The 10,257-nt window shown below is 62.1% G+C and carries 13 protein-coding genes and 2 pseudogenes; 6 read left to right on the top strand and 9 right to left on the bottom strand.

Going from position 1 to position 10,257, the window contains the following annotated elements:
• The 5 genes from O7A61_RS28730 to O7A61_RS28710 form a co-directional block, all read right to left on the bottom strand.
• On the bottom strand, positions 1–687 hold a 687-nt coding region (locus O7A61_RS28730; protein ID WP_337132638.1), incomplete at its 3' end, for an SAM-dependent methyltransferase.
• Positions 684–1,544 carry a prolipoprotein diacylglyceryl transferase gene (lgt, locus tag O7A61_RS28725; protein WP_337132637.1) on the bottom strand — a complete coding sequence of 287 codons (861 nt, stop codon included), beginning with the start codon at positions 1,542–1,544 and terminating at the stop codon, positions 684–686. The genes O7A61_RS28730 and lgt, both read right to left, overlap by 4 nt.
• 127 nt (positions 1,545–1,671) lie before the next feature.
• Entirely contained in the window at positions 1,672–1,914 is a 243-nt protein-coding gene (locus O7A61_RS28720; RefSeq protein ID WP_337132636.1) for a BrnA antitoxin family protein, read from the bottom strand.
• Between the two features lie 129 nt (positions 1,915–2,043).
• Entirely contained in the window at positions 2,044–2,346 is a 303-nt protein-coding gene (locus tag O7A61_RS28715) for a type II toxin-antitoxin system RelE/ParE family toxin (protein ID WP_337132635.1), read from the bottom strand.
• On the bottom strand, positions 2,343–2,600 hold the full coding sequence (locus tag O7A61_RS28710; RefSeq protein WP_337132634.1) for a type II toxin-antitoxin system ParD family antitoxin: 258 nt from the start codon (positions 2,598–2,600) through the stop codon (positions 2,343–2,345). The genes O7A61_RS28715 and O7A61_RS28710 overlap by 4 nt, the downstream gene beginning before the upstream one ends.
• A gap of 159 nt (positions 2,601–2,759) precedes the next feature.
• Between O7A61_RS28710 and O7A61_RS28705 the strand changes: the two genes are divergently transcribed.
• From O7A61_RS28705 to O7A61_RS28690, 4 genes and pseudogenes are all read left to right on the top strand, one after another.
• Positions 2,760–3,062: an accessory factor UbiK family protein gene (locus O7A61_RS28705; RefSeq protein ID WP_027143348.1), complete on the top strand. Its 303-nt coding sequence runs from the start codon at positions 2,760–2,762 to the stop codon at positions 3,060–3,062.
• A 319-nt stretch (positions 3,063–3,381) separates the two neighbouring features.
• Entirely contained in the window at positions 3,382–3,882 is a 501-nt protein-coding gene (locus O7A61_RS28700) for a YbjN domain-containing protein (RefSeq protein WP_337132633.1), read from the top strand.
• A 16-nt stretch (positions 3,883–3,898) separates the two neighbouring features.
• A complete protein-coding gene (locus O7A61_RS28695) occupies positions 3,899–4,258 on the top strand; it encodes a tRNA-binding protein (protein ID WP_224595760.1) in 360 nt (119 codons plus the stop codon).
• Positions 4,259–4,472: 214 nt separating this feature from the next.
• Positions 4,473–4,644 (top strand): annotated as a pseudogene (locus O7A61_RS28690) (IS481 family transposase); the annotation flags it as partial.
• 39 nt (positions 4,645–4,683) lie between these two features.
• Here O7A61_RS28690 and O7A61_RS28685 read toward each other — a convergent pair.
• From O7A61_RS28685 to O7A61_RS28670, 4 genes are all read right to left on the bottom strand, one after another.
• Positions 4,684–5,706 carry a glycosyltransferase family 4 protein gene (locus O7A61_RS28685; RefSeq protein WP_337132632.1) on the bottom strand — a complete coding sequence of 341 codons (1,023 nt, stop codon included), beginning with the start codon at positions 5,704–5,706 and terminating at the stop codon, positions 4,684–4,686.
• 259 nt (positions 5,707–5,965) lie between these two features.
• The gene (locus tag O7A61_RS28680; RefSeq protein ID WP_337132631.1) at positions 5,966–7,381 is read right to left on the bottom strand and encodes an ATP-binding protein; all 1,416 of its coding nucleotides are present in this window, start codon (positions 7,379–7,381) and stop codon (positions 5,966–5,968) included.
• A 146-nt stretch (positions 7,382–7,527) separates the two neighbouring features.
• On the bottom strand, positions 7,528–8,247 hold the full coding sequence (locus O7A61_RS28675) for a response regulator transcription factor (RefSeq protein WP_337132630.1): 720 nt from the start codon (positions 8,245–8,247) through the stop codon (positions 7,528–7,530).
• The gene (locus O7A61_RS28670; RefSeq protein ID WP_337106048.1) at positions 8,234–8,767 is read right to left on the bottom strand and encodes a MarR family winged helix-turn-helix transcriptional regulator; all 534 of its coding nucleotides are present in this window, start codon (positions 8,765–8,767) and stop codon (positions 8,234–8,236) included. The genes O7A61_RS28675 and O7A61_RS28670 overlap by 14 nt, the downstream gene beginning before the upstream one ends.
• A gap of 263 nt (positions 8,768–9,030) precedes the next feature.
• Here O7A61_RS28670 and O7A61_RS28665 point away from each other — a divergent pair, with 263 nt between their 5' ends.
• Together O7A61_RS28665 and O7A61_RS28660 are read left to right on the top strand one after the other, a co-directional pair.
• On the top strand, positions 9,031–9,924 hold the full coding sequence (locus O7A61_RS28665; protein WP_140751091.1) for a branched-chain amino acid aminotransferase: 894 nt from the start codon (positions 9,031–9,033) through the stop codon (positions 9,922–9,924).
• 147 nt (positions 9,925–10,071) lie between these two features.
• Positions 10,072–10,257 (top strand): annotated as a pseudogene (locus tag O7A61_RS28660) (hypothetical protein); the annotation flags it as partial.

The following is a 10,257-nucleotide window of genomic DNA, read 5'->3' as shown; positions in this document are numbered from 1 at the left end:
GCGCTCGGCGATGGCCGCCATCAGGGCGGCGCGGGCGGGCGCGATTTCGACGATCGCGCCTTGCGGCGCGTCGGCTGCATCCCTGGGCAGCAGCGTCGGGTCGACCGAGCCGACGCCCGCGAAGAAGCAAAGATTGTCCGCGTCGTCCAGGCCGACCATGCGCTCGCGCCACTCGGCGCCGGCGCGGACGAACTGGCGGATGGGCACGGCATCGAACAGTTCGTTGCCGACGATCAGCAGCGGCTGCCGCGGCAGCGTGTCGATGGTTTCGTGCCAGGAAACAGCCAACGGTGTCGCGCCGAGCGTCTGTTTCTGGATTTCCGTCAGGCGCGGGCTGGTCTCGATCATGGCGAAGGCGGCGCCATTGGCCAAGGCGGGGTCGAGCCGCGACAAGGTGCGCAGCATGTCCTTCATCAGCGTGCCGCGGCCAGGGCCGATCTCGGCGACGGTCGCCGGCATCGGCCGGCCGATCGCTGTCCAAGCCTGATAGAGCCAGACGGCGACGAGTTCGCCGAACATCTGGCTGATTTCCGGCGCGGTGATGAAGTCGCCGGCCGCGCCGAACGGTTCGCGTGTGGTGTAGTAGCCGTCGCGCGGATCGAACAGGCACAGCGCCATGTATTCGTTGACGGGCATCGGACCCACCGCCTCGATCAGGTCGACGATACGGGATTTCAGTCGCGTCATGTCGCCTGCGGCCGCGCTTGCTTCACCGGCTTGGCTGTCGCCATCGCCCAGATGCCGGCCAGCACCATCGGCGTCGACAGGATCATGCCCATGGTCAGCCAGTTTGTGCCGAGGAGATAGCCGAGCTGCTGGTCGGGCTCGCGGAAGAACTCGACGAAAATTCGTGACAGGCCGTAGCCGCAGATGAAAGCGCCGCCGACAAAGCGCGGCGTCTTCAGCTTGAGGCGCGAGTGGGTGAGGATGCGCAGCACCACAAACAGCACCAGCCCTTCGAGCAAGGCCTCATAGAGCTGGCTCGGATGGCGGGTGAACGGTCCGCCATTGGGGAATTCGATCGCCCAGGGCACGTCGGTCGGCCGTCCCCAGAGCTCGGAGTTGATGAAGTTGGCGACGCGCACGAGGCCGAGGCCGACCGGAACGCCGGCTGCCACGACATCGAACAGCGACCAGGTGCGGATGCCGCGCTTAAAGGAAAACAGCGTCATGGCCAGGATGACGCCGAGCAGGCCGCCATGGAAGGACATGCCGCCTTGCCAGACGGCGAAGATATCGAGCGGATGGGCGATATAGCGCGCCAGGTCATAGAACAGGACATAGCCGGTGCGGCCGCCCAGAACCACGCCGATGGCCGCCCAGACGATGAAATCGTCGAGCTCCTCCGGCTTCATCGGCAGGACGCCGTCGGGCCAGAGTTTCGGATTTGCGGCGAGCCGCTTGGCATACCACCAGGCAAACAGGATGCCGACGATGTAACCGATGCCGTACCAGTGCACCGCCAGCGGCCCGATCTGGATGAGGATCGGGTTGATGTTCGGGAAAGGCAGTGAAGCCAGCGGCAGCAGGAAATACTCGTTCAACGGGGAGCTCTCGGTTGCGATCGGCGCGGACCATGCGGCAGGGTTTTGGCAGGGTCAAGGCAAGGGCACGGCCGTCCATGGCTCGTGAACGGGATCGCTTCAAGGTCCGTCGCGCGGATGGATGCCCTCAACCCCTGGGCTTGCCGGCCACCACTTCACGCAAGGCGTCGTTGATCCTGTCCTGCCAGCCTGGGCCATCTTCCTGGAAATGCTCGAGCACGGCCCGGTCGATCCTGATCGAGACAAGCTCGCGGACATTCGGGGCGGTGGAGAGTTCGCGAGGCGGGGCCGGAGCCGGCTTCTTCACCGGCTTGAAGACAGCTTCGGCGGCTTCCATCGGATTTGTCGGTCTGCGCGGGGGCGTTGCCATTGGTTATTCCGGGTTGAAGACGACTTTTGCTTGATGCAAGTCGCGATGAAAGCGCCACAATAGGCGACTTGGCACCATCCCGTACAGAAGGAGCTGCGCGAAAGCCTGTGCAGGTACGGCATCGTGCCGTCAATTGTCAGGGAATGTGATCGTTCCTGGATCCATTGCGCCGTGCAGGATGTGCAATATCTGCACGGTTTCTACGCCAACACGATAGAAAATCAGATAGTTGCCATGGACACGCCGCCGAATGCCAGAAGATCGATGCTGTTCAACGAGCGGATATCGCTCCGGCATTTTGCGCAATTCCCTGCAATCACGGCGCAATTCCTGGACGAATGTTATGGCCCGAAATGGGTTGTCCTGCGCGATATGGTCGCCAATGGCTTCAAGGTCTGCCTCAGCCTGATCGGTTAAGATCAGCCGTCTCACTCTTTGTCTGCCATAGCCTTATATTTGGCCTCCAAGCGGTCAAACACTTCATCAGCCGATTTAACCCGGCCCGCGTTAGCCTGCGAAAGGCCGTTGGCGAGGGCAGCATCAAGAGCAGCAAGACGCTTCTCGCGCTCCTCAACAAGGCGCACGCCTTCGCGTAGCACTTCGCTTTTCGAGTTATAGCGACCTGAGCTGACAAGCTGGTTGACGAGATCTTCGAGACGGGTGCCCAAATCCGCACTAATGGCCATAGTGGTCCTCCTGTAAATCCATTCCAGAATAATAATAGTTATTGACACAGTTTGCCAGTAGGTTGGCGGGACGGGCCGACGTGATGCCGCACCAACCCCAACGTTCTTGCATTCCTCGCGCCACGTCACTAATTCAAATCATGCAAGCGAGGATCTGCCATGTCGACCGGACCGAACCGCATTCTCGATGAATTCGCCAAGCTGATGACCGATGCAGCCGGTGCCGCTCAAGGTGTCCGGCGCGAGGTGGAGACGGCCTTCAAGGGCCAGGCTGAGCGCATTCTCAACTCTATGGATGTCGTGCAGCGCGAGGAGTTCGAGGCCGCGCGCGAGATGGCGGCCAAGGCGAGAGAAGAGAACGGCAGGCTCGCCGAACGCATCGAGACGCTCGAGGCCAGGATCGCCGAACTGACCGGTCAGGCTACACCTGCGGCTCCGGCGAAGCCCAAGCCGAAAAAATAATTCGTTAAACTTTTCCACAAAGCACCAGCCTGAAAATCGCTTTGCCGTGAATCGCTTACCGGCATTGCGTGACTCTTTGTGACAGGCACCTTTCCACATGCGAATGACGCAGTGCGAAAAATTGGGCTGTTCACGCGACTCCCGATCAATAGACTGAATTTGTTGCATGATTCGGAGCAGGGGTCATGCGCCGGGCGGTGGGGTCCGGTCTGGGGTCTTTGCGTTGAGAAGTCCCGGCCGTCCGAGTTCTAGACAAGATTGTTCGTCGTGTGTGCCCCGCGGAGCGTGTGGCGCTCCCCCTGAACACAGGAAGCATTCCATGGAACTTCTCGAATTCGAATTTTCCCGCGAAATCCATCCGGTGGATGTGATCGAGCAGGTGGCCCACAACAATGACTGGTCCTTCGAACGGGCCGGCGACGACGAAATCTCGATCTCGGTTGCCGGCAGCTGGACCGATTATCACGTCTCCTTCTCGTGGATGGAGGATTTCGAGGCGCTGCACCTGGCCTGCGCCTTCGACATCAAGGTGCCGGAAACCCGCACGCTGGAAGTGATGCGGCTGTTGTCGCTGATCAACGAACAGATGCTGTTCGGCCATTTCGACCTCTGGGAGCAGGAAGGCGCGATCATGTTCCGCCAGTCGCTGCTCCTGGCCGGCGGGGTCGAACCCTCGAGCCAGCAGGTCGAAGTGCTTTTGTCCTCGGCGCTGGAAGCCTGCGAGTGTTACTTCCAGGCTTTCCAGTTCGTCGTCTGGTCGGGAACCTCGGCCAAGGACGCGCTGGCCGGCGTGCTGTTCGAGACCTTCGGCAACGCCTGAGCAAGAAGCGTTCGACATGAGTTCCAGCAACGAGCGCAAGCCCGAGATCAGTTTTGCCGACTTCGATCGTGTCGACATCCGCGCCGGCACGATCGTCGAGGCTGAACCGTTTCCGGAGGCGCGCAAGCCGGCCTTCAAGCTGAAGATCGATTTCGGCGCCGAGATCGGCATCAAGAAGTCGTCGGCGCAGATCACCAAATATTATACGCCCGAGACTTTGATCGGCCGGCAGGTGTTCGCGGTGGTCAATTTCCCGCCGCGCCAGATCGGCCCGTTCATGTCGGAAGTGCTGACGCTCGGTTTCCCCGATGAAGAGGGCGCCGTCGTGTTGGGCGCCATCGAACGCAAGGTGCCGGACGGCGGGCGGCTATTCTGAAATAGCGGGCAGGAAGCCCCGGCAGACGGCATCACGGCGTCGCGGCCGATCGAATTGACGCGATAGCTGGAGGCCGAAACGGGCCGAGAATGGTTCCGACCGTTGCACAAGATGCAGGACGTCGATCGGCCACGCCAGTCCAAAATGCATCAGCACAAGGTTCAGGAAGGAAGGCGACGCCGCATCCGCCGGAATCAGGAGCAAACCTCCGACTCTGCGCGAATGGGCTTATGCTCGAGCCTACAACACTTCTCATGAACGCACCGCAGAACCGCCACGATGGCTTTATGGCTACAATTGGCACCGGCCACACGGCAGCTTAATCAAGACCACCTATCAGCCGCCTCGGGCTAACCAAGGACAACCTGTTGAGGCTCCGCACCTAGCTAAAGCTCGCCGGCGGCGGCTCGGCTGTGTCGACCCTATCAGGCCGCGATCGCGCGCTTCACGCCGAGCGCTTCCTCGACCGCGTCGAGAAACATTTCCGCACTGGCCTTCCAGCTGTAGCGCATGGCGCGCTCGCGGGCCTGGTCGCGGCTGATGTTGAGCGCGGCAAGCGCCGCCTCGTGCAGGTCGTTCGAAACCGCGCCGCCAAAGCCGTCGCCAACGATGTCGATAGGCCCGGTCACCGGATAGGCGGCGACCGGCGTGCCGCTGGCCAGTGCCTCGATGATGACGTTGCCGAACGTGTCGGTGCGGCTGGGGAAGACGAAGACATCGGCCGAGGCGTAGACTTCGGCCAGTTCGTCATTGGGACGATGGCCGAGAAAATGCGCCTGGGGATATTTGGCCTTGAGCTTGGCAAGCTCCGGACCTTCGCCGACGATCACCTTGCTGCCCGGCAGGTCGAGATCGAGGAAGGCGGAGAGGTTCTTTTCGATGGCGACGCGGCCGACGCACAGGAAAACCGGGCCGGGGAAGCCGAGGTCCTTGCGCTTGTCGGGCCGGAAATGCTCGGTGTCGACGCCGCGCGTCCAGGGCCTGAGCTTGCTGAAGCCGCGCGCCGTGAGATCGTCGGCGAGCGACTGGGTGGCGACAAGCGTGCCCTGGCCCGAATTGTGGAAATCGCGCAGCCAGCGATAGGTCCAGCTCTCGGGCACCGGCAGGCGGGCGCTGAGATATTCGGGAAAGCGGGTGTGATAGCTGGTGGTGAACGGCCGGCGGGCATTGCGGCAATAGCGCCGCGCCATGATGCCCAGCGGCCCCTCGGTGACGATGTGGATGTGGTCGGCCTTGTAGCTGTCGATCAGGCGCGCGACATGGCCGGGCGTGGTCAGCGCCAGGCGGATGTCGGGGTAGGTCGGCAAGGGCAGGGTGCGAAAGATGTTCGGGGTCAGGAATTCGACCGCGACGTCGAAGGATTTCAGGGTCTCGGTGAGCCGCTCCAGCGTGTGGACGACGCCGTTGACTTGCGGGCGCCAGGCGTCGGTGACCATCAATATGCGCATGGCGGTCCTTTGCTCCGGAGGTCGGCGGTTGCCTTGAAACGATGCCGGAACGGCGACCATGCGGCCGCCCTCGCTTCGCTCCAGCGCACCCTGACGGGCCCGAGGTCGAAGTGAGGCGGCAAGGACGAATCAAGTGCGGTCGCGCGCTTCATGGCCACTCTTGACCATGGTTTCATGACGGGCGGATGAAGCAGACGGTGACCCCGAAAAGTCGAAACCGGTTTTCAGGCAAGATCATGCCCGGATGGTCAAATAGAAATCAGGCCGGAACCTTGATCACGACGCGCAGGCCGCCCATCGGACTGTCGTCGAGCGTGATGTCGCCGCCATGGCTGCGGGCGATGTCACGGGCGATCGACAGGCCGAGCCCGGTGCCGCTGGCGTCGAGGTTGCGGGCCGCGTCGAGCCGCACGAAGGGCTTGAACACGTCTTCGCGCCTGTCGGCCGGAATGCCTGGCCCATCATCGTCGATGGTGACCAGAAGCGAGCCGCGGCCATGGTTGGCGGCGACCTCCACGGTGCGGGCATAGCGGAAGGCATTGCCGATGACATTGGACAGCAGCCGCGCGAAGGCGTTCGGCCGCACATGCACGGTCGGATCGCCGGAAAGCGTCGTCGACAGTCTGCATTTGCGCAAGTGCGCTTCTTCGCCGAGCTTCTGGAAATAGGATTCGAGATCGAAACGTCCCGGATCCTCCGACGCCTCGCCCTTGGCAAAGGCGAGATAGCCTTCCAGCATCGACTGCATGTCTTCGATGTCCTGGTCCAGCGCCGCCTTGGTCTCGGCCTTGCCGCCGGCCAGCGCCAGCTGCAGCTTGAAGCGGGTGAGGATGGTCCTGAGATCATGGCTGACACCGGTCAGCATGGCCGTGCGCTGCTCGATCTGACGCTCGATGCGCTCGCGCATCTGGATGAAGGCAAAGCCGGCGCGGCGCACCTCTTCGGCCCCGCGCGGGCGGAAGTCGCGCGGCATCGGCCGGCCCTTGCCGAAGCTTTCGGCCGCCTCGGCAAGCGCCAGGATCGGCCGGATCTGGTTGCGCAGGAAGGGGATCGCGATCATCAGGAGCACCAGCGAGGTGCCGACCATCCAGATCAGGAAAATGTGGGTGTTGGAGGCATAGGCCTGGCTGCGGCGCACGAAGACGCGCAGCACCTTGTTCTCAAGCTGGACGCGCACCTCGACGATGTTGGAATTGCCGACCGTGTCGATCCAGAAGGGCCGGTTGATCTGGCGGGTGATTTCGGCGGAGAGAACATCGTCGAGGATCGAGAAGAACGGTTTTGGACCGGGCGGCGGCAGCGGATCGGGCGGCAGGAGGTCGACCTTCAGCTGCATGCGGTCCTGCGCGATGCGGATGATGTTGGCGTAGTCGCCGTCGTGCGGGTAGGTTTCGATCAGGTCGATGATGGCGGCGATGTCGCGCACGGTGGCCTGCGACAGGCGTTGCGTCACGGTTGCCCAGTGACGTTCCATGAAATCGAAGGCGACGACCGACTGCAAAAGGATCATCGGCGCGATGACGATGATCAGCGAGCGCGCATAGAGGCGCTTGGGCATGTAAAGCGAAACGAGGCGCCAGAACCGGTTCCAGATGCGCGGCACCGCCTTGAGCGTCCGCGTGGCGCGTGCGCTCAAGCCGTCATTGTCCGGCTGTTCCAGTTCCGTGGTCGCCATTGGCTCTTTTCATCCGTCGGCGGTATTAGATCAGCATGACGTTTGGCTGAATCGTCATCCTGATCTAACTCTTTGTTGGAGCATAATCTTTTCCGAAAACCGGTTCCCACTTTTCGGGATCATGCTCTTGGGCCGCGGCCGGTATTCTATTCCAGGCTGAGCCGATACCCAATACCGCGCACGGTCTGCAGCCAGACCGGGTTGGACGGATCGCGCTCGATCTTGCGGCGCAGCCGGTTGATCTGGACGTCGATGGTGCGCTCGCCGACTTCCGAATCGTCACCGACCAGCTCGTGGCGAGGGATGGTTTCGCCGGCGCGCGCGGCGAAGATCGCCAGGATCTCCTGTTCGCGGTCGGTCAGCTTCAGCGCCTCGCCGCCGCGCTTCAGTTCGCGCCTGGCGATCTGGAAGGTGTAGGGACCGAACACCAGCTGTTCGACCTTGGGCGTCGCCGCTGGGCCGCCCCGGCGCAGGATGTTGTTGATGCGCAGGATCAGCTCGCGCGGATCAAAGGGTTTTGGCAGGTAGTCGTCGGCGCCGGCCTCCAGGCCCGAGATGCGGCTGTCGGTCTCCGACAAGGCGGTCAGCATCAGGATCGGCACGTTCTTCTCGGCGCGCAGCGCCTTGGTGAGATCGACGCCGCTTTCCCCCGGCATCATGACATCGAGCACAAGCAGGTCGAAGTCGAGGCCGGCGAGCTTGCGGCGGGCCTCGTCGGCATTGCCGGCGACGGTGACGCGAAAACCGTTTTCGGTCAGATATTGCTTGAGAAGATTGCGGATACGGGTGTCGTCGTCGACCACGAGCAGATGCGGCGCATCGTCGTCCGGTGCGGCCGCCTGATCGATCCTCTCAGTGCTCTCCATGGCTTTTCCCTGACATTTTTGCGGACCCAACGTCGATCTGAGCTCTCAGTTCCGGATTGACCATCGCTTCGAGGAAGCGTTCCACCAAGGTCCGTTCGGCGGCACCGCAATCTTCCAATGCAGCACGGATGCGGCGCGACTGTGGCCGCGCCAGCGCCAGCGCCAGCGCACGGCCCTTGGCCGTCGGATAGAGTTCACGCTGGCGGCGGTCGCGCGGGCCCTGCAACTGCACGACGTGATCGGTGTCGATCAATTGTTTGAGCACACGCGCCAGGCTCTGCTTGGTTATCTTCAGCACATCGAGCAGTTCGGCGACGGTCAGGCCCGGCCGGCGGTTGACGAAATGCAGAACGCGGTGGTGGGCGCGGCCGAAGCCGTAATCGGCCAGGATCTGGTCGGGATCGGAAGTGAAGTCCCGATAGGCGAAGAAGAAGAGTTCGATGATGGCGAAGTCGATGCCGTCCTCGCTGGTGATCGCGGTCCTGATCGGTTTTCCGGCAGGTGGGTTTTTATCCGTCATCATTTCTCCATCGGAACGGGAGATTATGTCAGTACTATTGACGTAATTTCCCTGCAATGGTAATTTTTGACAAGCTTTTGGGCGGATTGCGAACGAAAAGGCAAGGCAGGCCGGTTTTTCCGGAACTTCCTGAGTTTGCCAGAGCGCGATTATCCGCCTACGCTTCGAGACACCGGCCGGCGTCGCCAATCGCAATAGCGCGGCCAAAAAAAGAACACGCAACGATACTGAGATATGCGGACCGAGGTCCGCGGGAGGTTACCATGGCATCCGTTCCCTTCGATCAACTGGACGGCTTCATCTGGATGAATGGCGAGTTCGTTCCGTGGGGAGACGCCAAGATCCACGTTCTGACCCACGGTCTGCATTACGCCAGCGCGGTCTTCGAGGGCGAGCGTGCCTATGGCGGCGAGATCTTCAAGCTCAACGAGCATACCGAGCGCCTGCATGAATCGGCACGCCTGCTCGGCTTCAAGATTCCCTATTCGGTGGCCGAGCTCAACGACGCCTCGACCACGCTCCTGAAGAAGCAGGGCTTCCAGGACGCCTACGTCAGGCCGATCGCCTGGCGCGGCAGCGAGCAGATGGGCGTTTCGGCGCAGAACAACCGCATCAATGTCGCTATCGCCATCTGGCAGTGGCCGAGCTATTTCGACCCGGCGCAGAAGCTGAAGGGCATCCGTCTCGATGTGGCGGAATGGCGCCGGCCCGACCCGCGCACGGCGCCGTCGCGGTCGAAGGCCGCCGGCCTCTACATGATCTGCACCATGTCCAAGCATGCCGCGGAGGCCAAGGGCTACGCCGACGCCATGATGCTCGACTGGCGAGGCCAGGTCGCGGAAGCGACCGGCGCCAACATCTTCTTCGTCAAGGACGGCAAGATCCACACGCCCAAGCCCGACTGCTTCCTCGACGGCATCACCCGTCGCACCGTCATTGGCCTGGCCAGGGATCGCGGCCTGGAGATCATCGAACGCGCCATCCTGCCGGAAGAACTGGAAGGGTTCGAGCAGTGCTTCCTGACCGGAACGGCAGCGGAAGTAACCCCGGTTTCTGAGATCGGCCCCTACCGATTCGAAGTCGGCGAGATCGCCAAGAATCTCATGAACGACTATTCTATCGCCGTTCAACCCAAGCATGCCATCGCCGCAGAATAACGATAGTCACAGCTTTTCGGGCAAGCAGGGGCGGTTTTGGGGCCGCCCCTTTTATTTCAGCGTTTGTGCATTTGACTTTCATCGAATTCGGCGTCTCTCATGATCGTGTCGGCCCGGGAGGCTGGCAGCTATGGAGGGACTAATCATATGGACATGAACACGCTTCTTCCGATCATCATTCAGATCATTACAGGCATTATCGGTGGTCAGGCGGTCGGGGCGGCGATCAAGACGGCGGCGATGGGTCAGCTTCCCAAAATCCTGGGCGGAGCCATCGGCGGTGTCGGCGGCGCGGCGATCCTCGGCAGCCTGCTCGGCCACGGCGTCGATCCG

The sequence above is a fragment of the Mesorhizobium sp. Cs1321R2N1 genome, assembly GCF_037179725.1.
Lineage (GTDB): Bacteria > Pseudomonadota > Alphaproteobacteria > Rhizobiales > Rhizobiaceae > Mesorhizobium > Mesorhizobium salmacidum.
The sequence above is the reverse complement of the archived record's forward strand: the minus strand, read 5'-3'. Positions and strand labels throughout refer to the sequence as shown.